The organism is Streptomyces sp. NPDC005374 (assembly GCF_042872225.1).
Lineage (GTDB): Bacteria > Actinomycetota > Actinomycetes > Streptomycetales > Streptomycetaceae > Streptomyces.
Genome location: NZ_JBIAKA010000002.1, coordinates 422,659 through 449,629, shown reverse-complemented (window position 1 = coordinate 449,629; position 26,971 = coordinate 422,659). Strand labels below are relative to the sequence as shown.

The 26,971-nt window shown below is 69.3% G+C and carries 23 protein-coding genes; 8 read left to right on the top strand and 15 right to left on the bottom strand.

Annotated elements, in window-relative coordinates; genetic code table 11:
* Window positions 1-92: 92 nt before the first annotated feature.
* The 8 genes from ACFYRX_RS07475 to ACFYRX_RS07440 form a co-directional block, all read right to left on the bottom strand.
* Window positions 93-2,429, bottom strand: a complete 2,337-nt coding sequence (locus ACFYRX_RS07475; protein ID WP_389097369.1) for an MFS transporter — start codon at window positions 2,427-2,429, stop codon at window positions 93-95.
* A 501-nt stretch (window positions 2,430-2,930) separates the two neighbouring features.
* Window positions 2,931-3,548, bottom strand: coding sequence for a TetR/AcrR family transcriptional regulator (locus ACFYRX_RS07470; protein WP_389097368.1), 618 nt, complete (start codon window positions 3,546-3,548; stop codon window positions 2,931-2,933).
* 188 nt (window positions 3,549-3,736) lie between these two features.
* Window positions 3,737-4,357 (bottom strand): TetR/AcrR family transcriptional regulator, encoded by a 621-nt coding sequence (locus ACFYRX_RS07465; protein ID WP_389097367.1) that lies wholly within the window; start codon window positions 4,355-4,357, stop codon window positions 3,737-3,739.
* A gap of 165 nt (window positions 4,358-4,522) precedes the next feature.
* Window positions 4,523-5,188 carry a response regulator gene (locus ACFYRX_RS07460; protein ID WP_389097366.1) on the bottom strand — a complete coding sequence of 222 codons (666 nt, stop codon included), beginning with the start codon at window positions 5,186-5,188 and terminating at the stop codon, window positions 4,523-4,525.
* Window positions 5,185-6,561 carry a sensor histidine kinase gene (locus ACFYRX_RS07455; RefSeq protein ID WP_389097365.1) on the bottom strand — a complete coding sequence of 459 codons (1,377 nt, stop codon included), beginning with the start codon at window positions 6,559-6,561 and terminating at the stop codon, window positions 5,185-5,187. Before ACFYRX_RS07455 ends, ACFYRX_RS07460 begins: the two co-directional genes overlap by 4 nt.
* 25 nt (window positions 6,562-6,586) lie before the next feature.
* Window positions 6,587-7,465 carry an ABC transporter permease gene (locus ACFYRX_RS07450; protein ID WP_389097364.1) on the bottom strand — a complete coding sequence of 293 codons (879 nt, stop codon included), beginning with the start codon at window positions 7,463-7,465 and terminating at the stop codon, window positions 6,587-6,589.
* Entirely contained in the window at window positions 7,465-8,394 is a 930-nt protein-coding gene (locus tag ACFYRX_RS07445; protein WP_389097363.1) for an ABC transporter ATP-binding protein, read from the bottom strand. The genes ACFYRX_RS07450 and ACFYRX_RS07445 overlap by 1 nt, the downstream gene beginning before the upstream one ends.
* Before the next feature lie 245 nt (window positions 8,395-8,639).
* Window positions 8,640-9,350, bottom strand: a complete 711-nt coding sequence (locus tag ACFYRX_RS07440; RefSeq protein ID WP_389097362.1) for a TetR/AcrR family transcriptional regulator — start codon at window positions 9,348-9,350, stop codon at window positions 8,640-8,642.
* A gap of 535 nt (window positions 9,351-9,885) precedes the next feature.
* Between ACFYRX_RS07440 and ACFYRX_RS07435 the strand changes: the two genes are divergently transcribed.
* Window positions 9,886-10,833, top strand: coding sequence for a zinc-binding alcohol dehydrogenase family protein (locus ACFYRX_RS07435; protein ID WP_389097361.1), 948 nt, complete (start codon window positions 9,886-9,888; stop codon window positions 10,831-10,833).
* 352 nt (window positions 10,834-11,185) lie between these two features.
* Entirely contained in the window at window positions 11,186-11,530 is a 345-nt protein-coding gene (locus ACFYRX_RS07430; protein WP_389097360.1) for a DoxX family protein, read from the top strand.
* Between the two features lie 537 nt (window positions 11,531-12,067).
* Here the strand turns inward: ACFYRX_RS07430 and ACFYRX_RS07425 are convergent.
* Together ACFYRX_RS07425 and ACFYRX_RS07420 are read right to left on the bottom strand one after the other, a co-directional pair.
* The gene (locus ACFYRX_RS07425) at window positions 12,068-13,270 is read right to left on the bottom strand and encodes a sensor histidine kinase (RefSeq protein WP_389097359.1); all 1,203 of its coding nucleotides are present in this window, start codon (window positions 13,268-13,270) and stop codon (window positions 12,068-12,070) included.
* 499 nt (window positions 13,271-13,769) lie between these two features.
* Entirely contained in the window at window positions 13,770-14,399 is a 630-nt protein-coding gene (locus ACFYRX_RS07420; protein ID WP_389097582.1) for a TetR/AcrR family transcriptional regulator, read from the bottom strand.
* Between the two features lie 457 nt (window positions 14,400-14,856).
* Here ACFYRX_RS07420 and ACFYRX_RS07415 point away from each other — a divergent pair, with 457 nt between their 5' ends.
* The 3 genes from ACFYRX_RS07415 (at window position 14,857) to ACFYRX_RS07405 (ending at window position 19,026) form a co-directional block, all read left to right on the top strand.
* Window positions 14,857-15,756 (top strand): alpha/beta fold hydrolase, encoded by a 900-nt coding sequence (locus ACFYRX_RS07415; protein ID WP_389097358.1) that lies wholly within the window; start codon window positions 14,857-14,859, stop codon window positions 15,754-15,756.
* Between the two features lie 242 nt (window positions 15,757-15,998).
* Window positions 15,999-17,348 carry a ferric reductase-like transmembrane domain-containing protein gene (locus ACFYRX_RS07410; RefSeq protein ID WP_389097357.1) on the top strand — a complete coding sequence of 450 codons (1,350 nt, stop codon included), beginning with the start codon at window positions 15,999-16,001 and terminating at the stop codon, window positions 17,346-17,348.
* A gap of 190 nt (window positions 17,349-17,538) precedes the next feature.
* Window positions 17,539-19,026 carry a long-chain fatty acid--CoA ligase gene (locus tag ACFYRX_RS07405; protein ID WP_389097356.1) on the top strand — a complete coding sequence of 496 codons (1,488 nt, stop codon included), beginning with the start codon at window positions 17,539-17,541 and terminating at the stop codon, window positions 19,024-19,026.
* Between the two features lie 71 nt (window positions 19,027-19,097).
* On the opposite strand, the gene ACFYRX_RS07400 is transcribed toward ACFYRX_RS07405, so the two are convergent.
* The 3 genes from ACFYRX_RS07400 to ACFYRX_RS07390 all read right to left on the bottom strand — a co-directional run bounded on the left by ACFYRX_RS07400 (window position 19,098) and on the right by ACFYRX_RS07390 (window position 22,115).
* Window positions 19,098-20,729: a transporter gene (locus ACFYRX_RS07400; RefSeq protein ID WP_389097355.1), complete on the bottom strand. Its 1,632-nt coding sequence runs from the start codon at window positions 20,727-20,729 to the stop codon at window positions 19,098-19,100.
* Window positions 20,730-20,733: 4 nt separating this feature from the next.
* On the bottom strand, window positions 20,734-21,066 hold the full coding sequence (locus tag ACFYRX_RS07395) for a DUF485 domain-containing protein (RefSeq protein ID WP_389097354.1): 333 nt from the start codon (window positions 21,064-21,066) through the stop codon (window positions 20,734-20,736).
* A gap of 848 nt (window positions 21,067-21,914) precedes the next feature.
* Window positions 21,915-22,115, bottom strand: coding sequence for a hypothetical protein (locus ACFYRX_RS07390; RefSeq protein WP_389097353.1), 201 nt, complete (start codon window positions 22,113-22,115; stop codon window positions 21,915-21,917).
* Between the two features lie 254 nt (window positions 22,116-22,369).
* Here ACFYRX_RS07390 and ACFYRX_RS07385 point away from each other — a divergent pair, with 254 nt between their 5' ends.
* Window positions 22,370-22,747, top strand: coding sequence for a hypothetical protein (locus ACFYRX_RS07385; RefSeq protein WP_389097352.1), 378 nt, complete (start codon window positions 22,370-22,372; stop codon window positions 22,745-22,747).
* Window positions 22,748-22,769: 22 nt separating this feature from the next.
* On the opposite strand, the gene ACFYRX_RS07380 is transcribed toward ACFYRX_RS07385, so the two are convergent.
* The gene (locus tag ACFYRX_RS07380) at window positions 22,770-22,910 is read right to left on the bottom strand and encodes a hypothetical protein (RefSeq protein WP_389097351.1); all 141 of its coding nucleotides are present in this window, start codon (window positions 22,908-22,910) and stop codon (window positions 22,770-22,772) included.
* Window positions 22,911-23,290: 380 nt separating this feature from the next.
* Here ACFYRX_RS07380 and ACFYRX_RS07375 point away from each other — a divergent pair, with 380 nt between their 5' ends.
* The gene (locus ACFYRX_RS07375) at window positions 23,291-24,733 is read left to right on the top strand and encodes a carotenoid oxygenase family protein (RefSeq protein WP_389097350.1); all 1,443 of its coding nucleotides are present in this window, start codon (window positions 23,291-23,293) and stop codon (window positions 24,731-24,733) included.
* A gap of 136 nt (window positions 24,734-24,869) precedes the next feature.
* Window positions 24,870-25,946: an MFS transporter gene (locus ACFYRX_RS07370; RefSeq protein WP_389097349.1), complete on the top strand. Its 1,077-nt coding sequence runs from the start codon at window positions 24,870-24,872 to the stop codon at window positions 25,944-25,946.
* A gap of 228 nt (window positions 25,947-26,174) precedes the next feature.
* Here ACFYRX_RS07370 and ACFYRX_RS07365 read toward each other — a convergent pair whose 3' ends face one another.
* The gene (locus ACFYRX_RS07365; RefSeq protein WP_389097348.1) at window positions 26,175-26,963 is read right to left on the bottom strand and encodes an IclR family transcriptional regulator; all 789 of its coding nucleotides are present in this window, start codon (window positions 26,961-26,963) and stop codon (window positions 26,175-26,177) included.
* Window positions 26,964-26,971 lie beyond the last annotated feature (8 nt).

The following is a 26,971-nucleotide window of genomic DNA, read 5'->3' as shown; positions in this document are numbered from 1 at the left end:
AAGCCTCACCGTGGAGACGTTCGGTTCGGCTGCAAAGGCCACCGCATCCGGGGATCGTTGCCCGGATGCGGTGGCCTCTTTTGGACCGGGGCCTACTCCTCCTTGTGGCTGAGCAGTATGTCGACGCTTTCCTGACTGCCGCTCAGTGTGATCGGGGTGGCAACCGGCGGGTAGCCACTGGCGAGCACGGTGTACTCCTGGCTGGAGAGGTCGGTGAAGGAGTAACTCCCGTCGATACTGGTCGTGCGAGTCCCGACGACGTTGCCGGCGGGGTCGATCAGGGTGACCCGGGCGTCGTCCAGGGCGCGCCCGTCCGGGGTGTGGACCGTGCCGTGCAGGGTCGCCGCGACGGACAGTCCGATGTCCAGGCGGGTCGCCTCGGCGGAGACCGTGGCGGGTACGGCGGCCGGGCGGTGACCGGGTGCGCTGACGCTGAGCGTGTAGTCGCCGGGCAGCAGCTCGGTAAGCCGGTAGTCGCCGTCGGTTCCGGCTGTGGTGGAGGCCGTCACGTCCCCATGCTGGTCGGTGGCCACCACCAGGGCTCCGGAGAGGGCCTCGCCGTCCCCACCGCGCACCGTGCCCGCCACGCCGCCCCTGCTGGGGAGCAGTACGAGGTCGTGGGAGACCGGTGCCCCGTTCAAGGTCAGGGTGACGACCTGGGGCTGGTGACCGGGCGCCGAGCCGATGAGAACCAGGCTGCCGTGCTCGGCGGTCTCCACCGTGTACGAGCCGTCCTCACGGGAGGTGGCGCGGGCCACCTGGCGGCCCGCCGTGTCCAGCAGGGTGATCGCGGTGCGTGGCACGGGTGTGCCTGCGCTGTCCCGCGCCTGTCCGTGGATGGCGGCCGCACCGCCCCCGCCCGTGTTGAGGGTCCCGGTGGCCGCAAGCGTGGCCTTGGTGGCGGTCCGCCCGACGGTATCTTCCTCAGGCGCGGTCCTGGTCCGGGAATCCTCCGCGGCCACGCTCGCGCTCTTCTTCTTACTGCGGAACATCAGCACTGTGACGATCAGGGCGACGGCGAAGAAGGCGGCCGACCACCAGTAGGCGACGGCATAGCTGTGCAGCGCCGCCTTCGCCTGGACCAACGGGTCGGTCGGGTGGTCCTTGGCGTAGTTGGTGGCGGCGCTGGCGGCCAGGGTGTTGAGCAGCGCGGTGCTGATCGCACCGCCCACCTGCTGCGTGGTGTTGACGGCCGCTGAGGCCACGCCCTGGTCTTCCTCCCGCACACCCAGGGTGGCGTAGTCCATCGCCGCGGGAATGATCAAACCGATACCCGCGCCCAGCAGCAGGATCGGCGGCAGCACGTGTGCCGCGTAGCTGCTGTGCAGATCCAGGCGGGTCAGCCAGGCAAGGCCGCCCGCGGCCAGCAGCGCGCCGAAGGGCACCACCACTTTGGGGCCGATCTTCGGAAGCAGCCAGTTGGTCGTCAGCTGCGACCCCACCATCAGCGCGCCCACCATCGGCAGGAAGGCCACGCCGTTCTTCACCGGCGAGTAGCCCAGTGTCGACTGCAGGTAGTAGGTGAGGAAGAGGAAGACGCCGAACATCCCGGCCGACGCGATGAACAGGGCCGACAGGGCGCCGGCGCGGTCGCGGTCGGCCAGGATGCGCAGCGGCAGCACGGGGTGCTTCGCCCGGGTCTGCCAGAGGAAGAACGCCAGCAGCAGGACGACACCTGCGGCGAGGAAGCCCCAGGTCATCCAGTTGTCCCAGTCGTGTGTCTCCGCGTTGGCGAAGCCGTAGACGATACCGAAGAGACCACCGGAGACCAGCACCACTCCGGGGATGTCCAGCTGAGGCCTTTCGGCGGGGACGGAGCGGTGGATGAAGAGAATCGCACCGATCAGCGCGGGAACCGCGATGACGTCGTTGACGAACAGCGTCCAGCGCCAGTTCAGGTACTCGGTGAGCAGGCCGCCGAGGACCAAGCCCAGGGCGGCGCCGGAGCCGGCGATGGCGCCGTATATGCCGAACGCCCTGGCACGTTCCTTGACGTCGGTGAACGTCGAGGTGAGCAGGGAGAGTGACGCCGGGGCGAGCAGGGCGGCGAACAGCCCCTGCACCGCGCGCGCGACCACCAGCATGGTGAAGCTGTTGGCCGCGCCGCCGACCGCCGAGGCGGCGGCGAAGCCGACCATTCCGATGATGAAGGTCGTCTTGCGGCCGAAGAGGTCGGCGAGCCGGCCGCCCAGCAGCAGGAGGCTGCCGAATGCCAGGGAGTAGGCGGTGACGATCCACTGCCGCCCGTTGTTGTCGAACGCCAGGGCTTTCTGGGCGGACGGCAGTGCGATGTTCACGATCGTGGAGTCGAGCACCACCATGAGCTGGGCGAGGCTGACCACGGCCAGCGCCCACCATCGGTGCTTCGCTTGCGCGGGGATCTGGTCTGACGGCCCGGTCTGGGCTGTGTCGACCGAGGTGGATGACAAGGTGGGGACCTCCCCCTCAGGGGTTCGGATGGCTCGGTTGTCTGTGTGCACCGATGGGACGACGATGTCCGAACGGCGCGTCGGAATACGGGAGTTGGCGGCGATCAAAGGCAGTGAGGGCCGCTCTCGGGTGCGGGGGAACGGAGTGCTCCGAGAGCGGTGGCCGTCGGGTCGCCGCTGTGGGGCGCCGTGGGGCGCCGTGACGCGGTAGGCGTACACCCGCCATCGAAACGAAACTACTTCGTTTCGATCGATCCTAGGTTTACTCCCAGCGAAATGCAACCGTTTCGATGCCGGGATCCAGTGGGCCGGGCCCGTGGTGACCGCGCGTGTACCGGAGCTCCGCCCGAGTGAGGGCAGGCCTTGGGCTGCCAGGGGGCGAGGATCCGCTGGCCGGCGGAGTCGCGAGCCCTTCTCCGTCGCGTCACATCGAGGACGTCGAGGCCTGACAGGCGGTCGACGCGTCTGCGGAAGTGCCGTGCCCTGGCTTCGGGCCGACCGTCAGGACAGGGGTGCCGGATGTTCGAGGGCGGGCAGCAGCACGGCGTCCACGAACGACTTCAGATACTCCGCATCGGCCTGGCAGCCCTCCATCATGGGGCGGGCGAGCGCGACGGCGAACATCAGGTGATGAGAGAAAGTGTGGCCCGGCGTACGGCTGGAGATCTCCCCCCGGTCCATGGCGCGCTGCAGGGCACGGTCCAGAACTCCCTTGGCCGGATCGGCGAGTTGCTCGCGCATGATCCTTGCCAGCTCCGGCTGCCCGAGGGCGGCGTGCGCCATTGCCGCCATCAGTTCGTGCTCGGTGGGTGCGATGCTCGCGAGTCGGTCGGCGAGTGCGTGCAAATCTCCGCGCAGGGTGCCGGTGTCGATGTCGGGATCCGCGTCGGGGTGCGGCTGCTGGTGTCGGAGGGCGGCAACGACCAGTGCGGGCTTGCCCTGCCACTTCCGATACAGCGTGGCGGTGCTGCACTTGGCGCGGACAGCCACCTCCTGCATGCTCAGCGCCTCGTAACCGACTTCCCGTAGCAACTGGACAACAGCCGCGTAGATCTCGCCCTCCCGCTCAGGGGTCAGGCGGGATCGTCTGCCCGACGCAGGATCCGGACGCGCAGACATCAATCTCCTCAGCGGACGAAGCACTTCGTTTCGATGGTACGGGCCCGACAGTATGTGACCTCGCTCCACGCAGTGACCGACGAGGCCAGGGCGGACGGGCCGTCACGGATGCGAGTGGCGTTCCGGAACTCCCGCTTGCCGCAGTCGCGTGAGGTCGGCTCCCAGCCGGGTCTCGGGAGGTCTGGGACTCAGGGCTGGAGCGGTGCGGGGCGGGCGAGGGCGGGAAGCAGAACGGCGTCCACGAAGCCCACCATGTGTTCCTCGTCGGCAGGCTGTCCGTCCAGCATGGGGCGGATCAGACCGGCAGCGACGATCACGCTGGAGCAGAAACGGCGAGCCGGGTTCTCGGTCGAAATCTCGCCGCGCGCGACGGCTCGGTCCAGGATCCGGTCCAAGAGTTCGTGCACCGGCTTGGCGAACTGATCCCGCATCGCCCTGTCCAGCTCGCGGTCTTTGAGCGCGGCGTGGGCCAGCGCTGCCATCAGCTCGTGCTCCGACGGGGTGACCCGGACCGCGCGGCGCACCATCTCATGGAGATCCCCCCGCAGGGTGCCGGTGTCCGCGTCCAGGTCCGGTCCCGGATGTGACTGCTCGTGCCGCAGGGCGGCAGCCACCAGTCCGGCTTTGTCCTGCCATTGTCGCCACAGCGTGGCGGTGCTGCACTTGGCCCGGGTAGCGACCTCCTGCGTGGTCAGCGCCTCGTAACCCACCTCGCGCAGGAGTTGGACGACGGTCGCGTACAGCTCGCCCTCCCGCTCCGGGCTGAGACGAGTCCGTTTGCCGGGCCGCTCTGCGACGTTGGTGGGCATGACCTTCTCCATGGAAAAGAAATGACTTCGTTTCGATACTAGGGAGGCGGTCGGCGAAAGGCAACGTATCCCGGGGGCGGGGCAGCCGCTCGCCAGCAGTGGAAGGACGTAGCACCCGAGGACCCCGGGCCACCGACGCTGGACATTCCGGCCGGGCCTCCCGGGCTATGACTTGGCTCTGACCAGCCCGGCGTCGTACGCCGTGATCACGGCCTGGATGCGGTCACGGGCGCCGATCTTGGCGAGGACACGGCCGACGTGTTTCTTGACGGTGGATTCGGTGAGGACGAGCCGTTGGGCGATCTCCGTGTTCGTCCAGCCGTGGCCGATGGCGATCAGGACCTCGCGTTCGCGGTCGCTGAGGGTCTGCAGCCGGGGGGCCTCGGGGGCGGCGTCGGCCGGTGCGAGGACCTGGTGGGCGTAGGCGTCGAGGAGACGGCGGGTCAGGCGGGGGGCCACGACGGCGTCGCCGGTGGCGACCGCGTGGATGCCGGCGACGAGTTCTTCGGGGCGGGCGTCCTTGAGCAGGAAGCCGCTGGCGCCCGCGCGCAGGCCGTCGTAGGCGTACTCGTCGAGGTCGAAGGTGGTGACGATGAGGACGCGCGTGCGGCCGCCGGCGGCGATGATGCGGCGGGTGGCCTCGATGCCGTCCATGCCGGGCATGCGGATGTCCATGAGGACGACGTCGGGGCGGAGTTCGGCGGCCATCCGGACGGCCTCGGCGCCGTGCTCGGCCTCGCCGACCGGGTCCAGGCCCGGGGTGCCCTCCAGGAGCATGCGCACGCCCATGCGCTGGAGGGGCTGGTCGTCGGCGATCAGCACGGTGGTCATGGGTGGTGTTCTCCCGGTGCTTCCATTGCGGACGATGTGGGTGCGGAGGGTGCGTCGAGTACGACGTCCACAACCCAGCCGTGTCCGGTGTCACGAGGTCCGATGATGACGGTGCCGCCGTACATGGCGGCACGCTGGCGGATGCCGACCAGGCCGTGCCCGGCGTCGTGGTCCTGTGCTGCCGGCTTCGGTGGCGGGGGAGCCCCTGGCGGTGCGCCGGTGTCGGCGACCCTGATCCGTACCTCTCCTTCTGCGACGGCGAGGGTAACGTCGGCGGAAGTGCCGATCCCCACGTGCTTGAGGGTGTTGGTCAGCGACTCCTGCACGACGCGGTACGCGGTGAGCTGTACGCCGCTGCCCAGTGCGGCGAGGTCTCCCGTCGTCCGGTAGGCCACGCGCAGGCCGGCGGCGCGCACCCGCTCCAGCAGGGGGTCCAGATCTGCGATGCCGGGCTGCGGGCTGAGCATCCTCTCGTCGTCCCGCTCCTCGCGCAGAACGCCCAGCACCCGGCGCAGTTCGCTCATGGCCTGGCGGCCGGTGTCGCCGAGGATGCGCAGGGCGTCGGCGGACTGCTCGTGCCTGTTGGCGGCGAGGGTCGCGGCGCCGTCGGCGAGACTGACCATGACCGAGAGATTGTGGCCGACGATGTCGTGCATCTCGCGGGCGACCCGGGAGCGCTCGGCGGCCGCGGTGAGTTGGACGTGCTGGTCCTGCTCGATCTCGAGCTGTCTGGCGCGGTCCTCCAGAGCCGCCAGGTACATCTGTCGGATACGGAGCGTCAAACCGACGGCGATGGCCGCCGTCACCGTGCCCAGCAGGAAGAAGGCGCCGATGAGCGGATGCTCCGTCGGGACCAGGACGAAGACGGCCAGCACCGCCTGGCCCACGGTCAGAGCGGCGGCCCAGCCCAGCATCCGCAACGAACCGATGCGGGCCAGGGTGTAGAGGGCGATGAGCGCGCTGACGTCCGCCGGCACTCTGATCCCCTGTGACCACTGGACCAGGGACACCGACGCGATCACGAAGTAGGTGGCGGCCGGGGCCCTGCGGCGCCACCACAGCGGAACCACGAGGGCGGCGACGAAGGCGAGCACGGCGCCGGACCCCAGCTGGGCACGCGCGTCCGCGTCACCGAAAGGGGAGTCGCCGTTACCCCGGAGCAGGTCGGGCAGACTGATCACGACGACGGCCAGCACCACCGCCGTGTCGAACACCCACGGATACCGGCGGTCCAGCCGCTGTCGGCGGCCCTGGTCACGCAGCAGACGGCCCAGGAGCGGGTGCGCCCACGCGGCGTCGAATCCGAGGGACGGCGGGTCTGCCGCCGTCCCCCGGGGAGTCCCCCCGGGGGCTGCGGCGCGGTGCGGACTCATGGCGACCATTGTCCTCGTGCCCAGGTCAGGCGTCGGACTTGACGAGGCGGTAGGCCGCGCCGGCGAGTGTCAGCGCCACCCAGCCGGCGAAGACGGCGAGCCCCGCTCCGGGCGACAGGGAGTCCGAGGACTGGTGCAGGGCGTACACCGCCGAGCCCGCGTTGCCGGGGAAGTAGGGATTGATGGTGTCGTAGAGCGAGTCGGGCAGCAGTGTGGCCAGGCCGGGGAGGATGAGCAGGGTGCCGACGAGGACCGCGATGGCTCCGGCGGAGGAGCGGAGCAGCATGCCCAGTGCCACGCCGAACACGGCCACCAGGGCCAGATAGACGCCGGCGCCCGCAAGGCTGCGCAGCACTCCGTCGTCGCCCAGGGACAGGGCGATCTTCTCGCCGTCCAGACCCGGGGACCCCAGCAGGAACGCGGCCAGGGCGCCGATCGAGGTGAGGACCAGGGCGATCGGCCCGATCACGGCGGCCTTCGACCACAGGACCGGCAGCCGTCGCGGCACCGCGGCGAGCGTGGAGCGGATCATTCCGGTGCTGTACTCGCCCGCGGCCAGCAGCACCCCGAGCACCCCCACGGCCAGCGACGCGAACGTCACACCGGTCAGGGCCAGGCTCACCGCATCGCTGTCGCCGCTGCCCGCGCCGGGCGGCCCGCCGGTCGCGGTGGCGTCAGGACTGTAGGTGTAGGAAGCGATCGCCCCGAAGAGGACCAGTAGGAACACGGCCACGCCCAGGGTGATCCAACTGGAGCGCAGGGACCAGAACTTGGCCCACTCCGAGCGCAGCACTCGTCGGCCGGTCACCTTGTACGGCGAGGCGGAGGTGTGGGGATCGGGCGCCGCGGAGAGGTTGGTGTGTCTGCCGGGACGCTGAATGCGGCGGAGTGCGGTGGTCGGCATCAGGCGGCCTTTCGTTCGGTGTCGGCCGGAGCGCTCTGGTACTCGACGACATCGCGGGTGAGTTCCATGAACGCCGCCTCCAACGAGACGGACTGCGGGGTGAGTTCGTGCAGGGCCACCCCGTGCTGGGCGGCGATCGCCCCGATCTCCCGGGCGTCGCGCCCGGCCACCAGCAGGTCCTCGGCGGAGGAGGACGTGACGGTGACATCGGGACCGGCCAGCAGTGAGCGCAACTTCGTGGCCTCGGCGGTGGCGACCTTCACACCGCCGCCACCGGCCTCCCGGGTGAAGTCGTCGACCGTGGTGTCGGCGAGCAGCCGGCCGCGCCCGATGATCACCAGGTGGTCGGCGATCAGTGCGGTCTCGCTCATCAGGTGCGAGGAGAGCATCACGGCGCGTCCCTCATCGGCCAGCCCGCGCAGGAGATTGCGGACCCACAACACGCCCTCGGGATCGAGGCCGTTGACCGGTTCGTCGAGCATGACGATCGCCGGGTCGCCGAGCAGGGCCGAGGCGATGCCGAGGCGCTGGCCCATGCCGAGCGAGAAGGCGCCCACCCGCTTGCCGGCCACGCTGGTCAGTCCGGCCAGCTCGATGACCTCGTCCACCCGACGGCGCGGAATGCCGTGGGTGTGCGCGAGCGCCATCAGGTGGTTGAACGCGCTGCGCCCGGGGTGGACGGACTTGGCCTCCAGCAGGGTGCCGATCTCGTGCAGGGGTGCGGCGTGGCGGGAGTAGGAGCGGCCGGCGACGGTGACCGAGCCCTTGGTGGGGGAGTCCAGGCCGACGATCATGCGCATGGTCGTGGACTTGCCCGCGCCGTTGGGACCGAGGAAGCCGGTCACCTCGCCGGGCCTGACATGGAAGCTCAGGTGGTCGACGACCGTCTTGTCGCCGTACCGCTTCGTCAGCTCACGTGCTTCGATCATGGGAGTGGGCCTTTCCTGCCTCGAACTCGTCCGCGGACGTACCGCGGTGTCTGCGTTCGAAGCTATGGGCGCGACAGGCCCGATCTCTGGGACCACGGGGGAATCTTCGGCGCCCGAGTGGTACCCCGGTACCGCTGGGACTGGTCGCGCCGACAGCTCTCAGTGAGGACCCGGCGGACGCTCGGCGGAGTCCCAGCCTGCCGTCGAGGAGTTCTCCACTGCGGCCGCGCCCAGCGGTCGACGTCTCAGTCATCCCTGACGGACCCCGGCGGAAGGCCTGCGAGTGATGTGCCGGGCTCACTGCCCGCCGGCCCTCCGGACTCCTCGGGCAATGCGCTTCTGGCCTGTTCGACGCCGTCGAGGAGCAGGTCGAGGCCGAACCGGAACTCCTCGTACAGGGGTACGGACGTCAGGTCGTCGGCCGCGGCCGACGTGGCCGGATACGCGGCCGGGTCCAGGGAGTGGTAGTAGGCCCGCAGGTGCACCTGATCGTCAGGACGTGGTGTCCCGGGGCCGTGCTGCTGGATGGCCAGGCCGATCACGTAGTGCCCCAGTGCGGTGTAGGTGCGGCCGGCCAGGCCGGTTGGAAACCCATGGCTCAGCAGCAGTCGGATGAGCCGTTCCCGGACGCGCAGGCCGTTGGGGCCGACGTGGACCTGGGCCGCCAGCAGAGGCAGCGCGTGGGGGTGCCGACGCAGTGATGCGTAGAAGGAGTCCGCGGCCACGGTCGCGGCTTCCCGCCAGGACAGGCCGTCCATCTGCTCGGCCGGGACGCGTATGTCGCCCAGGATTCTGTCCGCCACGAGGACGAGGAGTTCTTCCTTGCTTCTCAGGTGACGGTAGAGCGTCGCCGTGCCCGATTCGAGGGCGTCGGCGAGCATGCGCAGACTCAGCGTCTTGACCCCGACCTCGTCGATGAGTCTCAGAGCCGTGTCGACGATCCGGTCGACGTCCATCGGTGGGCGCCCACGCCGGTATGAGGGAGCGGGCGTCCGCCGTGCCCACCAGGCAGGACTGCCCGGAACCGGCGGTGCCTCCGAAGCCATGCAACGACCCCCTTCAGCCGCAGTCCTGACTTGCCAGTGTCAGGAGGATTCATATTTATGGCGTCATCGTAGCCGTAATTGGGTCGGTGTGGGCTTCGGACCTCGACGTGATGGTGCGTTGCCCGTCGGGGATGTGGGCGGACATGCGGTGGCCGACCGTGTCTTTTGGTGGCGGCGGATTCGGCTACCGACGCGGTTCGGGGTCTCCGGGCCCTCCGGCGTCAGGAGGTCGCTGCTGTTCGGAGCCTTGTGTCAGGTGGCCTCATGACGAGCTGGCGACTGGACGGATCTGCCCGGTGGCGGTGGTCCCGAAGTTATGGCTACACTGTATCCGTAAGGTGGTCGTCGGTACACGCCGACGTCCGATTGCCGGTCTTCGGCGTCCGCTCACCAACCGGTAGCGATGCGGGAACCGCAGTGGATTTCCCAACCAAGGAGAGCAGTGATGAAGGCAGCAGTCGTGACAACGGCAGGCGCAGCACCCGAGTACCAGGACTTTTCCGACCCGCAGGGCGGCCAGGGTCTGCAGATCGTAGACCTGGTCGCCTCCGCGATCCACCCCATCGTGCGTCACAAGGCCTCCGGCGAGCACTACAGCAGCGACGGGCAGTTCCCGCTGGTGCCGGGCGTGGACGCGGTGGCCCGCACCGCCGACGGCGCGCTGGTGTACACCGGCGAGATCGAGGCGCCCTGGGGCACGTTCGCCGAGCGGATGGCGGTCGCCATGACCCTCCCGCTGCCTGACGGCGCCGACCCGGTCGCGGTGGCGGCGGGCGTCAACCCGGGAATGTCGTCCTGGATGCCGCTGACCGCCCATGCGGACGAGCACGGCACCCCGGACACCGTGATGATCATCGGGGTGACCGGAGCGGCCGGCGGCCTCGCCGTCCAGAACGCCCAGGCACTCGGTGTACGACGCGTGATCGGCGTGGGCCGCGGCGTCGACGACCTCAAGCGCGTGGCCGGGCTCGGTGCCGAGACCGTCGAAATCGTCGGCGACAACGCCGCGGACGCGGCGGCCATCGGCGCGGCCCTCGACGGCAAGGCTCCGGACCTCGTTCTGGACTTCCTGTGGGGCGGCGCGGCCGAGTCCGCGTTCCAGGCCCTCGCGGCCGTACCCGGCAACAGCGCCACCAGCTACGTGGAGATCGGCTCCGCCGCCGGCGAACAGGCCGCCGTACCCGCCTCGTTGCTGCGCAGCCGCCCCTTCCGCCTCAGCGGCAGCGGCATCGGCTCCTTCGACATGCGCCGCTACTTCAGCCAGGTCGCCGTCTACGTACAGCTCATCACCGACGGCAAGGTGGAGGTGAACGCCCAGGCCTACCCGCTGTCCCGAATCAGCGAGGCGTGGGCGGCCCCCGCAGGACCCCGCCCGGTTCTGGTCGCCGACTGACGTGGATCGACCACAGCATCGCCCGGAGCCTGCCGGATCTCCGAACGGCTGAGTGACGCCCCGACTGGTCCCGCCGGACTCGTTGGACACCCGGGTGATGCCCCTCGGACGCGTGGCCCGGTCGGACATCTGTGGCGTCAGGAACCTGACCAGAGTGGACGACCGCATCGGGGTGATCGAGGCGAGTGCCGGTCATGTGCGCCGGACGCTGCCCTGCGTCCCGCAGGTCGACACGCGCAGTCGTGCCTGACGCCGCCGTACTGGTCCCGCGGCGCCCGTCTGCCGCCGACAGGACGGGACCACGCTGCGCCATGCCCGCCCGACACCGATGCCCAAACCCCGGGAACGCCTCATGATCCTGTCCATTGTGCTTACCTGTCTCCTCGCCTTGATCTTCTCGGTGCTGGGCACGGCCGGGGCTCTGGCTCTGCCGAAAATGCGCGAGAAAGCCGCGGAGACCGGTTTCTCCGTCGCGGCATACCGCCGCATAGGAGTGCTGCAGATGGCGGGCGCCGTCGGCGTGGCACTCGGCCCGGCCGTACCGCTGCTCGGCGGCCTCGCCGGCGCGGGGCTGTTGCTGTTGCTCGCCGGTGCCGCGGTCGTGCACCTGCGCAAGGGTGACGGGATGGCCGAACTGACCCCCGCGACGGTCTGTGCGGTACTGGTCGCCGCCTATCTCGCGGTTCTCTTCAACTAGGCAGATTCTCACGGTGCTTGGACGGTGCCGCGGAGCCGGATGACGATCGCGGTACGGTCGGAGTACCTGCGCGGATCTGGTCGCGCCTGTCGTATCAGTTGGCCGCGGCGCGAAACTGCTTTTGCGTGTCCCCGCACCGCTCGATTGCGTTGCGACGGCGGTGGCGGCTCCCGGCGAAGGCCAGGGGCCCGGCCACCGGAGAGGCGCGTGCGGTGGGCCCGTTGGTCGTCGGGCAGCGCGAGGGCGACCTTGATGCCGCGCCGTCGCATGTGGGCGCGGTTGTCGCGATTTTCGCGGCTGGAGTACGTCTTGTCGCCGCGCACCCGGTCCGGTCGGCAACGCGGGCGGCCCGGTCCGCAACGCCTCATGTGTAAGCCGTCCAGGAACGTGGCGTACAGCGGGCTGTCACGCCGGTGACCGGGTGAGGTCAGTCAGGTCGGCGGGCGGGCCCGGTCGCCATAGGGCAGATGGACCTCGTTGGTCAGCCCGCCCCGCGAGCGGCCCAACGCCTCACCGTCGGCGAGCAGACGCGGATCGTCATACGGTTCCATCCGCCGCCGAGGCGACGAGGTGCAGCGGCAGTGCGGTGGTGACCTCGAAGCCGCCCGCGGCTCTGGGGCCGGCCCGGAGTTCGCCGCCCACCGAGTGGGCCCGTTCCCGCATGCCTATGAGGCCGAAGCCACTGCCTGAGCTGGATCCGGCGGTGACCGGGACGGTCGCGGCTGCCTCGTTCGTGACCGTGATGCGCAGGCAGGCATGCGCGTAGTCGAGCCGTATGTGAGCGGCTTTCGGCACCGCGTGCTTGATGACGTTGGTGAGGGCTTCCTGCACGATCCGGAACGCGGTCAGGTCCACTCCCGGTGAGAGAGGCCGGGGCTCCCCTTCGGTGGTGACCGTGACGTCGGTTCCGGCGGACTCGCACGCGGCGATCAGCTCAGGCAGCCGGTGGAGCCCGGGAGCCGGTTCGAGAGGTGCTGAGTCGGAGTCGCCGTCACGGCGCAGGACTCCGACCGTGGCCCTGAGCTCACGCAGTGCCGAGGCGGTGGTGCCGGTGAGCTCGGCGAGAACCTTCCCCGACTCCTCTGGACGGGTGTGGGCGTAGCGTTCGGCCGCCCGGGCCTGCAGGTTGGCCAGGACCATGTGGTGGGCGACGACATCGTGCAGTTCGCGGGCGATGCGCATGCGCTCCTCGACGACACGGTGGCGTGCTTCCTCCTCGCGGGTGCGCTCGGCGTGTTCGGCACGCGCGCGCACGGCCTCCAGATAGGCCCCCTGGAGCCGGGCAGCGTTTCCCCACGCGAGCGGCAGCAGTAGCCAGAGCAGGGGACCGGCCGCGTGGAGACCGTCGGGATCGGTGATCACGGACGTGCAGATCAGTGCCGCCACGGTGGTGAAACCGTAGGCGTGCGTGGTCCTGGAGTCGGTTTGCGCGGCCAGCCGGTACAGACCGGCCATGACGGGTCCCAGGAGCAGAGGGGTGAGGTCATCTCCCAGGACGAGGGTGGCGACGGTGCTGGCCGCCGCGCCGACGAGGGCGGCACGCGGGTGCCGACGACTTGCCAGCAGGGCCAGACAGGAGAGCGCGGCCAGAACGTCGGCGGGCCACTCGGCGGTCGGCGGCGTACCGTCCTGGGGCCGGAGCATGTCGCCGAGCTCGACGCACAGCCACAGCACCAGGGCCGTCAGCACGTCGATGGCACGGCGTCCATGCTTCGTGCCGCGCGTCAGGCTGGTGATCAACGGACTTCCTGCGGGCGGTTCACGGCTCTCCGATCGGGTGGGGCAGCCGCCTGTGGGCTTCGGCACGGTCGGCTCGGGTAGGGCGGATGGATCAGGCGCGGGACCCGGCGGGGGCTGTCTGTGGCTTGGTCGTCCGGCCCCGGCAGCCACCAGGCCCGGTCACCCGGCAAGGCGAGGACGTCATCCGCTGCCGGCAACCGCCGGAGTCGGTGTGGACGGCAACAGTGTAATGGATACGATGTTGCCGTAATGCGCACTGTCAAAGCCACCCCGATTTCCGCAAGCGAGGGGACGCCTCAGGGCGCATGGCGTACGCCAGATGGCGAGCCTGCTCGTGTGGCGAGGGTTCCGTCCGGGCGGCAGTGCCGAGGTGTCCTACTCCTGCGGCACTTCGGCCCCAGGCGTACGTCGTCGTCTACAGGGGCGCCCTTCGGCCCCTGTGGCCGAGCGAGGATGGGTGCGCGGTGGCCTCCCGCCGCGCCAACGCGTCTCGCTGCGGTCAGTCACCGTCCCGCAGTCGACCGAGTCCGTCGAGGACGAGCTCCAGACCGAAGGTGAACTCGTCCTCCAGTGGCACCGGAAGCCAGTCGGCCACCGCCGCGGTGGCGGGAAACAGGGACGGATCGGCGGCTCGGAAGACGGTGGTCGCCTGGGCGTCGCTGCCCGGCTGTCCCGCGTCGTGAGGTCCTCGAAGCTGGATCGCGAAGCCGAGCACGTAGCGGGACAGGGTTGCGTAGGCGTGCGCCGCCACCCGCGGCGGGAATCCGTCGGCGAGCAGGAAGGCGATGCAGCGCTCCCGTACGGCCATCGCGTTCGGGCCTACGGGGATCCGCTCGACAAGCAGGGGTGCCACGTTCCCGTGCCGGCTCAGGGCGTCGAACATGGCTTGCACCACTGTGCGGCATGCTTCCCGCCAGCCCATGCCCCCGAGTTCGTCTGCCGGGATCTCGACCGCGCCGAACAGGCGGTCCACGACATGGGCCACGAGAGCCGCGCGGTTGTCGAAGTGCCGGTAGAGCGTCGCCGTGCCGGAACCCAGGCGCTGGGCGAGCGTCCGCATCGACAGGGCCTCGGCCCCCTCCTCGTCGACGATCTGGACGGCCGCGGCGACGATCCGTTCGAGCGGGATGGGTGGACGGCCGGGAGAGCGCCGCGCCGACGACCCGCCTTCTCGCACCTGATCTCGTGATGTTGCCACGGTGAAAGTATGCCTGCTTGACCAAGGGCACCGTAACGGAATCACTGTGACCGTTATGCGGGCGTGGTGGACGACGCGGCCGTCTCGCGCGAGGACATGCGGGTCAGGCGTGCCGTCCTCAATGCTCCTCGCGCCCCGCGCAGTCCTCTTGACTTCTGGACCGATTTTGGTAACGATGTAGCCGTTATAGGCTGGCCCGTCGGAGACGGCCCATCCGCCCTCGTCCTGCGCGGATCGTCCGCGGGCGTTCGGCACGCAGCCCGGGACATACCCGGTGCGATCCAACGCGTCCATGCCAATGCCGGCCACTGCCCTCCGCGGGAGCGGCCCGACCCGGTCGGCGTGGCACTGAACGACTCCTCCAGACACTCGAAGGAAAGACGCCCCGATGAAGTACTTCGTAATGCCGGACGAGGATCTCCAGCTCGACGCGCATGCCCGGCAGACGCTGCGCGGCAGCTTCGCCCAGCTCTCCGACGGGTTCACGCACTACGAGTTGGGCGGTCCCGAGACCGGCCAGCTCGCCGTCCTGGTGCCGGGAATGACCATTCCGCTGTTCTACTGGGACGGTATGGCGTCGAAGCTGCACGCGCGGGGCATTCGGACACTGGCCTTCAGCGCGTACGGACGCGGCTACTCCGACCGCACTCAAGGCCGCTACGACGAGGCGATGTTCGTACGCCAGCTCCGCGAACTGCTCTCGTTCCTCGGCATCGACCCGCCGGTGAACCTCGTGGGGACGTCGATGGGGGCGCTGGGCGCGATGACCTACCTCCTCGACCGCCCCGACTCGGTCCGGACCCTCACGCTCATCGGTCCCGCGGGTCTGTCCACCGACACCGCGCTCCAGCAGCGTGCGCTGAGGTCCGACCGGATCGCCTCGTTCGCCGCACGGCGCTTCGGGCGCAAGATCCTGCTCGGTCATCTCGGGCGCAACGTCTTCGATCCCGCCCTCGTCGAGCCCCTGACTGCCATGATCTCGGACTGCTACCGGTTCGAGGGTTCGATGTACTCCTTCTTCTCCACTCTGCAGAACTACCCGATCTCCGGCCGCGAGGACCTCTACCGGCGGGCCGGCAGCCTCGGCATCCCGACCCTGCTGGCGTGGGCAACCGAGGACCGGATCACCCCCATCAGCGGGATGGACCGAGCGCGTGACCTGGTCCGGCCGAGGCATACCGAGATCATCGAGGGTTGTGGGCACATGGCTCCGTACGAGCGGCCCGGGGAAACCGCAGAGCTGGTGTCCTCCTTGATCACCGCCAGGAGCGATCGCATCGACTCATGACCGCAGAGGTCGAAATATCCCCCGTCGCCGATGATGACGAGCAACGGCTAGGCCAGCGACGAGGTCCCGTACCCACCCGGCATTCCGTCGACGAAGAGTCCGAGTCGTCCACTCCAGCTCTGTGGTCCCGCCCTCGTCCTTGAACGCCCGGCGATCGGCACGCTGACCGCAACGCACACCCGGGGCCGACCGTGCAACGCCCCCGGGCTGAGGGCCTCCGGGCCCAGATACGGAGAACTGCTGTGAGCCTGCTGATCGTGATCGCCCTCTACGCCCTGCGCATCCTGCGACGACCACTCGACGGACGACTGAAGAAGCGCTACTTCGGCCCCATCGTCGTCGCGGTGCTGGCTGTCGACCTGGGCCTGGTCTGGAACGAAGGCCGGCCCACCGGGGTCGACGGAATCTACTTCCTCGGCGACCTGGCCGGACTGATGGCGGTCTACATGATGACGCTCAGCCTGGTACTCGCCACCCGCATCCAATGGCTGGAACCCTGGTTCGGCGGGCTGGACCGCATGTATCTGTGGCACAAGAGATACTCGCTGTGGGCGATCGCGCTGATCGCGTTCCACATCGTTTCGACGCAGTGGGACGGCGGTCGCGTGGACCCCGGGGAATCGAACTCGATCGCGACGGGGCTCGCGCTCGGCATCGTCTCCGCCGTCGCACTGGGCCTGCTGGTACTCATCTCGCTGCCGAAGGTGAGCAGCATCATCCGACTGCCGTACGAGCGGTGGCTGTTCATCCACCGGTTCATCGGAGTGCTGGTGGGCATGTCGGTGCTGCACGGCTGGCTTCTCGATCCGGTGCTCGCTTCGTCCGGCCTGGCCGACAGCGCGTACCCGGTCATCGCGACGGTCGGGCTGATCTCCTACGTGTACGCCGAACTCGTGCGCCGGCGACAGGAACCGTCGGCGCACTACACGATCCGTTCCGTCTCCCGACCGGGTGAGGGCATCGTGGACGTCACACTCCACCCGGCCGACTCGACGACGCCTCTGCCGATCGCCGGTGGCCAGTTCGTCTACCTGAAGGTCGGCGGCGAACACGCCTGGTACGAGCACCCGTTCAGCGTCGCCGGTGTCAACGGCGACGGAGCCGTGCGCCTCACCATCCGCGCACTCGGCGACGCCACCCGCGATCTCCACGCCGACCTGCGCACCGGGACGCCGGCCACCCTCAGCGGGCCCTACGGCATGTTCGATCACACCCTCGGCGGGGCCCGTCAGATCTGGATCGGCGCGGGAATCGGGATCGCCCCCTTCCTGGGGTGGCTCGACCGCACGGACGCACCGCTCCCGAGCACGGACCTCTACTACTGCACGTCGAGCCCTGACCAGGCGCCGTTCCTGAGTGAGCTCTCCGCGGCCGCGGAGAGCGCCCCCGCCCTGCGGTTGCACCCGGTGTTCAGCTCGACCGACGGTCGCCTGACGGCGGCCCGCGTCCTCGGCGAGGTCGGACCGATCGGCCCCGACGTCCACATCTTCCTGTGTGGACCGGACCGGATGCTGAGCACACTGATCCGCGATCTGCGCCGCTCGGGCATATCGAGAGACCACCTGCACACCGAACACTTCGCGTTCCGCTGATGAACTCGTAGAACCCGGTGCCCCCGCGCCGAGGCGCTCTCAAAAAACATCAAGGGCCCGCTGCCGCTGTGGCAGGGGCCGGCATACCCCAGCACAGGGCGGCCTCCTGACGACCCGTCACCGGCGGACCGCAGCAGGATGTCGTGAACGTGCACAACGGATTTCGACGATGAGTCAATGGAGGCTGGTCATGGCCAATCTGGCGGAGTTCCTGGTGCGGACGGCGGCCCGGCAGCCGGAGCACCCCGCGCTGCGGCTGGGGACGAACATCACCACCTACGCGGAGCTGGACGAGCGCAGCGCCCGTGCGGCGGCGCTGCTGCGGGCCGAAGGCGTACGGCCGGGAGACCGCGTCGCCCTGATGCTGCCGAACGTCCCGGAGTTCGTGGTGCTCTACTACGGTGCGCTCCGCGCCGGGGCGATAGTGGTGCCCATGAACCCGCTGCTGAAGGAGCGGGAGACCGCGTACCACCTCACCGACTCCGGCGCCGTGCTGCTCTTCGAATGGCACCAGGCGCCGGGGGAGGGCGGGCAGGGCGCGGCCGGTGCCGGGGTGCGGCACATGGCCGTGGAGTCCTCGTCCTTCGCGGCCCTGCTGGCGGGGCACGAGCCGCTGACGGAGGTGGCGCGGACGGCGGGCGACGACGTGGCCGTCCTGCTGTACACCTCCGGCACCACCGGAAAGCCCAAGGGCGCCGCGCTCACCCACGGCGGGCTGCGGCACAACACCGAGGTCAACGGAGTCCACGTCCAGCGGATGACGTCGGAGGACGTGGTGGTGGGGTGTCTGCCGCTGTTCCACATCTTCGGCCAGATCTGCTCGATGAGCGTGGCCGTCCGCAGTGGTGCCTCGCTCACGCTGATCCCGCGGTTCGACCCGCAGACCGTACTGGACGCGGTCACCCGCGACCGGGCGACGGTGTTCGGGGGCGTGCCGACCATGTACGCGGCCTTGCTGCACCACCCGACGCAGGCTGATGTGTCGGCGCTGCGGATGTGCGTCTCCGGCGGCGCGTCACTGCCGGTGGAAGTCCTGCGCGGTTTCGAGGAGCGCTTCGGCTGCCCGGTGCTGGAGGGCTTCGGCATGTCCGAGACGAGTCCGGTGGTGACGTTCAACCACCTCGACCGGCCCCGCAAAGCAGGGTCCATCGGCACCCCGATCCAGGACGTGGAGGTCCGGCTGCTGGACGAGAAGGGCCAGGATGTGAGCGCCGACGAGATCGGCGAGCTGGCCGTGCGCGGCCCCAACCTGATGAAGGGCTACTGGAATCGTCCCGAGGAGACCGCGGTCGCGATCCCGGACGGCTGGCTGCGCACCGGCGACCTGGCCCGGCGGGACGAGGACGGCTACTTCTACATCGTGGACCGGAAGAAGGACATGATCATCCGTGGCGGCTACAACGTCTACCCGCGCGAGATCGAGGAGGTCCTCCACGAGCACCCGGCTGTCGCCCTCGCCGCGGTGCTGGGCGTACCCCATCAGCAGCTCGGCGAGGAGGTCGCCGCCGCGGTCGTACTGCGCCCGGGTGCGCAGGCCACACCTGAGGAGCTGCGGCAGTACGTCAAGGACCGGGTGGCGGCGTACAAGTACCCCCGGGCTGTGTGGCTCATGGACAGGCTGCCGATGGGACCGAGCGGCAAGGTGCTCAAGCGGGAGATCAGCGCGCCCGCAGTGTGAGCACGTCGGCCGGCTCGGGCGGCAACGGCGGCCCGCTGCCGCCCGAGCGGGCCGACCGGATCGACGCCTGCTCAGTGACTGGTGTCCCGTTCCAGCTCCAGGCCCGTTGCGGTGGTGAACTCGATGTGGCGGAAAGCGGGCCCGGAGTCTCCCGGACAAGTGACGCTGCCGAGCCACCCGAGGAAGAACGCCGCAGGTATGGAGACCAGCCCCGGGACCTGAAACGGATACCAGTTGAAGTGCGCTGTGGGAAACAGCGCGAAGGACGTCCCTGACACGGTGCCCGAGAACAGCGTCAGGATCGTGCACAGCAGCAGTCCTCCGTAGACGGACCACAGCAGCCCTCTGCGACGGAACCTGCGCCAGAACAGGGAGTAGACCAGCGCCGGAAAGATGCAGGAAGCCGCGGCGCTGAGCGAGAAGGTGGTCAGGAAATCGGTCGGATACCCGTGTGTGACCGCTGACAGCGACAGGCCCCCAACCCCCACGGCGACGGCGGCGACACGTACGGTCCGGGTTCCTGCCCCGGGGGCCTTCACGCGTCTGCCTCGCGCGCGGACACCGTGCGTCAGTGATACGGCGGCAGCGAAGGTCACACTGGCCACGGTCGTGAGCACAGTGAGAAAGATGACGCATCCCATGAGGATGATCAGCGCCGTACGTGCTGGTGAGCCTTCATCGAGCACATGCGAGGCCAACAAGATCAGTGACGACTGCCCGGAGGCGTCGGCTGCGATGCCCGCACCTCCCACCACGGCTGCCGAAGCGAAGCCCGCCGTGATGAGGAGCAGCAGGAAGATGCTGAACAGACCCACGGCGATACTCACGGAACGTCGCGCGGACCGGCCCGTCCGGGACGCGTTGAGGCGCAGCAACATGTGAGGCATGGTGGCTGCGCCCAAGATCACGGCGACATGCGTGCCCACCGTGTTGAGCGGCCCGAACGTATGCGCGTACTGCCAGAGCCCCGGGCTCAGGTATCGGTCCGGTGCCACGCTGTTCTTCACCGCGGTCGAGAGCAGGTCTCCCGGGTCCCACGCGAACAGTCTGAGGCTGAGCAACGAAAGCAGCGCGAGGGTCACCAGGACGAGTGGCACCTTGGCTATGTGCATGAAGCTGGTAGCCCTCAGGCCTCCGAGGGAGGCGAAGCATGCCACGAGGCTGCCCATCAGCACCGTGCAGACGACCTCCACACCTGTCCTCGGCAGTCCGATCAGCAGGGCGGTGCTGACGCCGGCGGCGCGCAACTGGACCATGAGGACGGGAACGGTGATGGCCAGCGTCACAAGGTCGGCGGCCATGCGAGGTTCGGGCCCTGACACGCGCAGGGAGAAGATGTCGGCGAGCGTGTAACGGCCGCTGTTGCGTACCTTCTGCGCAAGGAGCAGCAGGACACCGAGGGCCAGCAGACTGTCGACGGCGATGGTGAACCCGTCGTAGCCGACCAGAGCGATCAGTCCGGAGGTCCCCAACAGGGTGATCACCGAGATGTGCTCCCCGGCCAGGGCGAATCCGTTGAACACCGCGGAGAGAGACCGATCGGCGACGTAGAGACTCTCCGGTGTCTCGTCCTGTCCGGCAGCGAGCATGAAAAGCCACAGGAGAGACACTCCGATGAACCCCAGGAAGGCAACGAGCAACGGGCCTCTGGCGGCCGGACCGATGGGGTCCAGTACGCCGGCGCTCAGGATGTGCGCGTTCATCGCTTCACCGCCCGGTCCTGTCGCGGGTACCCGATTGCCCGTTCCGGGGTAGGTCGGCGACCAGTGACTGTTCGATGGGGTCGCACGAGCGAGTGCAGCGCCTCTCGTACAGCCAGGCGGTGGCGACGAAGAGGCAGCACTGCAGGATGCCCCCTACCAACCCCAGGGTGAGTGGCCCGTAGACGGGCGCCGCGGGAAGGTCCGTGTACGAGGCCAGCATGATGCCCGCGACGAGCGGAACCGCGTTGACGGCGAGGAAGGAGCGCTGGGCGCGATGTGCGTGTCGGCGCAGTTCGTCACCGCGTTGCAGCAGGGAGACGCGGACGTGGTGCGGCACGGGCCGGCGATCGGATGGAGGAGAGGCCGAGGAGGGGTGCATGACAACCTTTGGGCGGCGAGGTAGGAAAGCGAGCTGGACGCGTCGCTTCCGAGCACATCGGGGACGCAGCGGGGCGGCGTGCCGCAGCGGCGTTCGTCACGGGGTGCGGGACGCGCCGCTCGCGACGGCTTCACCCCGGGCGGGGGCGTAGGGCATCAGGTGGGAGGCCGCGAACGCCGGGAAGGGTGGGGCGCGGCTCCGAGGCGCCGCCCCCTGCCCGGACAGGTTGGTGATGAAATCATCATCGCTGATGTCATTTTCTGTCAATGGCTTGTGGGTGCGGGCTTGCAACCCTCGACATCTCGCGTGGGTTGCCGTGCGATGGACGAACCAGGCGCCTCTCGCGACCGAGTCCGCACCGACGCCCGCGTGACGTGATCGGTGCGGAGGCCCTCAGGGGCCGGACCTGCTCGGGTGTCTCCGGCCGCCCCGGCGCTGACGGCCGATCACAGCGTTCTGCTCCTGTGGCGCGGTAGCGTCCGCTGACGGTCCTCGCTTCGGTGACCTGTGCGTCCCCGGCAGCGCTGCTGTTCGGAGTGACCACCATGGGCAACGCCGGGCGGCCAGCCGCGCCGGTCGGCGTGGGCCGCTTCGGCAGCTCCGCTCAACTGGCCCTCGCCGGCGCCGCGAAGCTCGCGCAGCGGTCGGCGAGGTCACCGTCCTCGCGGACGGGTCGATGGCGGACTTCACGCGCACCGAAGTGGAGACGTTGCTGTCGGTGGACGGTGACCTCACAGAAGACTCCCCGCTCCATCTCGTCGCGCGCCCACAAACCGGTTCTAACGTCGGCTCACCTCGCACCGACTTCAGGAAGGGCGCTGAGCCATGGCCCCCAGACGCATCGCCGTACTAGCCGACTCGGACACGAGGTGGAGGTGGGGCGCGTCGGTGGCCCGGGAGATCGCGCCCGGCCACGCCCTCGTCGTCGGTGACCCGTTCTCGGGGATCATCCAGCGGCTGCTGCCGCTGTCACGGGCCCGGGACAGCGTCCGGGTCGACGACGGCATGGCGACCCTGGAACTCTCCCGGCAACTCCTCGTCGGCCGGCCCCTCGTCCGCTGGCATCGCACGGCCGGGCGCGCCCTGGCTGCCGCGGCCCGTGCCGCCCGCCGGATGACGTCGGGCGGCGGGCGGCGCCTGGAGGTGTTCTCCTGCCTCACGGCGGGCCTGCGCCTGCCACCGGGCGCGATCGCCTCCAGCAACACCTACTCCTGGTCCCGGCAACGCTTCGGTCCACCCATGGTCCGGCCCGGTAACCGACATGATCGGTACGTCACTGGCGGAGACGGGACTGATCGACCCGGCCCGGTACGTCGACGAGGTCGCCCTGCTCGCCCACCGCTGGAACGCCGAGCGCTACTACGCCCACCGCAGGGAGTCCCCGGAGAAGCTCCGCATGATCGCCGAACAGTCGAAGATCGAGATCGTACGGCCCGAACTCCCCCTGGAGCCTGAGCTGTTGACCGGACCGGTGGCCGAGAGCCTGCTCAGCCTGCCGTCCACCGTGCTGCACACCCTGCCGTTCGTGCTGGCCGGGACCGGGGTGCGGATCACTATGTGTGCGGACGTCACCACCTGGCTGGAGCCGGATACGTCCGCGCGGGCGGTGGCGTTCCTGGAAGAGGTGATCCACGCCTGACCCGCGGCCCGCGCCGGCAGGGTCAAGTGTCGCGTGGTCGGCCCGGTTGCTCCGCGTGGTGCTTCTCGAACAGGGCAGCGGCGCGTCGCAGGACCCGCGCCCGCTCGACGTACGGCAGCGCCGCCCACGCGAGCCGGGCCTGCTGTGCGTGCCCTGCGGGCACGGTCCAGATCCGCAGGCGTGGCCGCGCCGACGCGGCTCGGTAGGATGTCCGGGTTAGCAGGATGCATGTCTTGCTTGACAGGACAGGCTCTTGAGAGTGTGGAGTCGTGATCCGTCGCGCTGCAGCCGCCCTCGCATGTCGCGCAGGAGCGGCCGGACCGTGCTGCGCGTCGACCGCGTCGTCGCACTTATTGCAGTAAACGCAGTATTTGCATGATGTGCAAAAAACACTACGGTGGTGGTCGCGGGCACGGAGCCTCACGCCCATCCGGCGGCAGTCCCGCCGGAGTTGCGGTCGGGCCGACAGAAGGCGCCAACCTTCTGCGTCGACCCCGGGATGGACTCGGCCCCGTCTCTCGCTGATCCAAGGAGAAGAAGCACATGTGGGACACGGACAACATGTTTCTCAACGGCCCGTTCGCGCCATGGCGCGAGGAAGGTGAGGCATTCGACCTGGAGATCGAGGGCGAACTGCCCCGCGAGCTCAACGGCGTCCTGTACCGGACCGGTTCGAACCAGCACTACCGACCGCCCAACCCGGACCGCTACCACTGGTTCGAAGGCACCGGCATGATCCACGCGGTCTTCATCCGCGACGGACGTGCCACCTACCGCAACCGTTACGTCCGCACCGACGCCCTGAAGCTGGAGATGCAGGAAGGAGGGCCGGTGCTGGGAGGCATGATGACCGGCGGCGACCTCGCGGGTCTGCCCGAGGGTGCGCCGCTGTTCAGGGACCCCGCCAACACCCACGTCACCCTCTTCAACGACCGGCTGCTGGTCTTCTCCGCCGACCTGCCGCACGAGCTTCGGCCCGACACCCTGGAGACCGTGGGCAGGTACGACTTCCACGGCGCCCTCACCAGCCCGGGACCCGGTCCACTGGGCCTCACGCCGCACTTCAGGATCGATCCGGGCAACGGTGACCTGCTCTTCTTCGTGTCCATGGGCAACGACATGACCTGGTACCGGGCCGACCGGTCCGGCAAGCTGTGCGACGTCCACCACTTCGACATGGGTGTCCCGAGCTGGATCCACGACTACGTGGTCACCCCTGACTACGCGATCTTCCTGATCTACCCGATGTTCTTCCGGATAGAGAACGCCGTGACGGGACTGCCGCCCCTGATCTGGGACACGGACACGCTCGAAACCTGCCGCTTCGCGGTGCTGAACCGACACACCGGCGCGGTCCAGTGGATCGACACCCCCGACGCCTTCGCCCCGACCCATTTCTTCAACGCCTACCAGGACGGCTCGAAGGTCATTGTCGACGGGGAGCGCGTCCCCACGATGGGCACGCTCCTGCAGGACATCGAATCGTCGGTGTCAGCCAAAGAAGACATGAAGGCCGGCACCGTATGGCGGTGGGAACTGGACCTCGAACGCGGCGTGGTCGGAGGCGGTGCGGTCACCGACGTCGGGTCCGGGTTCCCGCGGATCAACGACCAACTCGCCGGCCTGCGCCACAACTTCGGATACTTCGCCAGCAACCGGGGCCTGAACGAGTGGATCACCGACGGCGTCGCCAAGGTCGACTTCACCAGCGGGAACACCGAGGTGCAGTCGCTCGACGGTGCGGTCACCTCGCCCAACGAGCCGGTGTTCGTGCCGCGCGAGGGCGCCACCGCCGAGGACGACGGCTGGGTCCTGACGATCTGGTGGGATCCGGCCACCGACCGCAGCGAGGTGATCGTCCAGGACGCCCAGGACTTCACCGCGGCCCCGGTCGCGCGGATCAAGCTCAATCACCGGGTGCCCCTGGGCTTCCACGGAAGCTGGTCCTCCGCCGCCGAACTGGACGCCGCACTCCGCCGGGACTGACCGGCCGACGTCCTGCCCCAGGGGGCTTTCCCGGCAGGGGCAGGACGCCTCCGACCGCGACACACCTCTTCACCGTGACCCGGTGCCGTGCCGTAGCCGGTCCTACTTCGTCCGTTCGCCGTCTGGAGACCCGACCATGTCGTCCGGCACCGTCACACTCTCGATAGGCCGCCGTCTGATTCCGCTCGGATTCGTTCTCGTGGCCGCACTGAGTTACCAGATCGTCGTGTTCCCCAACTTCCTGCAGTCCCTGCTCGTCGAACGCGGCTGGGACCTGTCACCGGGCGGTGCGGGTCTCGTCGGGAGCATGATCTTCCCGGGGATGCTGGCCGGCGCCATCGCCTCTGTACCGCTGGCCCGGCGTCTCGGGCGTCGACGGGCGACGCTCGCATCAGTCCTGTGGCTCACCCTCTGGTCCGGGGTCTGCGCGGTCGCCGCCGCCCCTTGGCAATTGGGGCTCCTCAGGATGCTCACGGGGATCGGCGTGGGCGTTGGCGTTCCGCTGACCCTGGGCCTCGCCCAGGACATCACCAAGAGATACAAGATCGCACTCGGAATTGTGTCCTTCGGAATGCCGGTCGCGGGACTCGTCACCCAAAACGTCATGGGCGCGCTGGCCGTCGAGGATGCCTGGCGACTCATGACGGCGGTGGGAGCGGGCGTGGGGCTCATCGCCCTCGCCCTGTCCCTCTGGCTACTGCCACGCGGCACCGACATGTCCGTACTGGCTCCTGTTCGGGCGGGACGCCGCGGGCCGAGTCGGCGCATCGCCGTGTGGATGGGCATCGGCCTGGTCGGAGCGAACCTGATCGCCTGGTGGGGCCTTACCGGACTCACGTCCGCTGACCTCCGCTTCAACGCAGTGCTGAACGCGGGCGCGATCGTAGCGATCTTCGCCGTGACGGGCGTGGCGATCCACCGGGGCCAGAAACTCACCTCGCTCTCGCGGACCGTACGGGCCACGCTGGCGTTCGTGCTGATCAACCCACCTACCGCGGTGGTGACCGTGATCATGCTGGTGAACGTCGCCGCCGGCCAGAGTGCCGGGTTCGTCCTGACGATGTTCGGTGTGGTGATCGCCGACTGCTTCTGTCGGGCGCTCACGCTCAGCGTGGCGCCGCGTGTCTTCGAATCACTTCCCCGTCCCCCTGCCCAGAAGGCCGGACCCACCGCACCGGTGCCGCAGCCGTTGCACCCCGGCGCCGACAGGTGACGGCGAGACCACTACGAACCCACTTCCGCAGCCGGCCGAGGAGTATCTACAGCGGTGGCCACTGAACCCGGCCTTGTCAGGCACTCCGCCGGGAACACGACGACGAGGTGCGAGACGGCAGCTTTCGTGACTGCCACGGCATCTGTCCCCAAGCACGCACCACCCGACGACCAGGCCCGGCTCCCCCGACGCAAACCGCACGGGGGAGCCGGCCCTGGTCGTCGGGGGTCAGCCGCCCACGGTGATTAGCCGGTCGCTGATCTCCTGCGCCGTCTCCCGAACCTTCTGGGCGATTTCCGCTTCGGCCTCGGGGAACACTCGGGAGGCCAGGGCCGCGACGCTCACCGCAGCGACCACCTGCTGATGCTCGTCGCGGACGGGAGCGGCGATACCCATCACGTCGGGGTCGAGCTCACCACGGGTCACCGAGTAGCCGGCGCGCTGGATATGACCCAGCCGCTTCATGAGGGTGTCGACGTCCGTGAGGGTGGCGGGGGTGAAACGGTGCAGGTCTGCGGCTTCCAGTAGGCGCCGAGCCTCCTCCGCGGGGATCCAGGCCAGCAGGACGAACGCCGCCGCCCCCGCATTGAGGGGGAGTGTGCTGCCCCGCTCGTAGGAGATGCGCACGGCACCCGTTCCGGCCTCCGCCCGGTCGACGCACACGACGAGCTCCCCGGTCCGCCGTGTCAGCAGCACCGTCTCGTGCACGTCTTCGGCGAGCGCGGCCATCGCCGGAAGCGCGACCTCCGAGAGGCCGTAGCTGCGTCGAGCCAGCCGGGCGATCTCCAGGACGCGCAGGCCGAGACGGAAGCCGCCGCCCGGAGCCTCCTCAAGGAACCGGCTGCTCACCAGGCTCTGCACATAGCGGTAGGCGGTTGAACGGGCTACGCCGAGCCGCTCGGCGACGGCAGCGCCGGAGACGACGAGCTGGGCATCCGTGAACATGAGGAGGATGTCCAGGGCTCGGTCGGCCGTGGAGTTGCGCTCACGGTAGCTAGGGGACGTGGATCCTGACATGCGAGACA

Coding starts and splice junctions, on each gene's coding strand:
- ACFYRX_RS07440 (WP_389097362.1), bottom strand. CDS start 9,350: ATGGACGTCGACCGGATCGTCGACACGGCTCTGAGACTCATCGACGAG.
- ACFYRX_RS07450 (WP_389097364.1), bottom strand. CDS start 7,465: ATGCCGACCACCGCACTCCGCCGCATTCAGCGTCCCGGCAGACACACC.
- ACFYRX_RS07370 (WP_389097349.1), top strand. CDS start 24,870: ATGTCGTCCGGCACCGTCACACTCTCGATAGGCCGCCGTCTGATTCCG.
- ACFYRX_RS07400 (WP_389097355.1), bottom strand. CDS start 20,729: ATGAACGCGCACATCCTGAGCGCCGGCGTACTGGACCCCATCGGTCCG.
- ACFYRX_RS07465 (WP_389097367.1), bottom strand. CDS start 4,357: ATGCCCACCAACGTCGCAGAGCGGCCCGGCAAACGGACTCGTCTCAGC.
- ACFYRX_RS07375 (WP_389097350.1), top strand. CDS start 23,291: ATGTGGGACACGGACAACATGTTTCTCAACGGCCCGTTCGCGCCATGG.
- ACFYRX_RS07435 (WP_389097361.1), top strand. CDS start 9,886: ATGAAGGCAGCAGTCGTGACAACGGCAGGCGCAGCACCCGAGTACCAG.
- ACFYRX_RS07430 (WP_389097360.1), top strand. CDS start 11,186: ATGATCCTGTCCATTGTGCTTACCTGTCTCCTCGCCTTGATCTTCTCG.
- ACFYRX_RS07445 (WP_389097363.1), bottom strand. CDS start 8,394: ATGATCGAAGCACGTGAGCTGACGAAGCGGTACGGCGACAAGACGGTC.
- ACFYRX_RS07415 (WP_389097358.1), top strand. CDS start 14,857: ATGAAGTACTTCGTAATGCCGGACGAGGATCTCCAGCTCGACGCGCAT.
- ACFYRX_RS07455 (WP_389097365.1), bottom strand. CDS start 6,561: ATGAGTCCGCACCGCGCCGCAGCCCCCGGGGGGACTCCCCGGGGGACG.
- ACFYRX_RS07390 (WP_389097353.1), bottom strand. CDS start 22,115: ATGCCGTCGTCGACCCGGACGCTGTCCCGGGCCCGTGACAGCGGCAGC.
- ACFYRX_RS07365 (WP_389097348.1), bottom strand. CDS start 26,963: ATGTCAGGATCCACGTCCCCTAGCTACCGTGAGCGCAACTCCACGGCC.
- ACFYRX_RS07470 (WP_389097368.1), bottom strand. CDS start 3,548: ATGTCTGCGCGTCCGGATCCTGCGTCGGGCAGACGATCCCGCCTGACC.
- ACFYRX_RS07405 (WP_389097356.1), top strand. CDS start 17,539: ATGGCCAATCTGGCGGAGTTCCTGGTGCGGACGGCGGCCCGGCAGCCG.
- ACFYRX_RS07385 (WP_389097352.1), top strand. CDS start 22,370: ATGATCGGTACGTCACTGGCGGAGACGGGACTGATCGACCCGGCCCGG.
- ACFYRX_RS07460 (WP_389097366.1), bottom strand. CDS start 5,188: ATGACCACCGTGCTGATCGCCGACGACCAGCCCCTCCAGCGCATGGGC.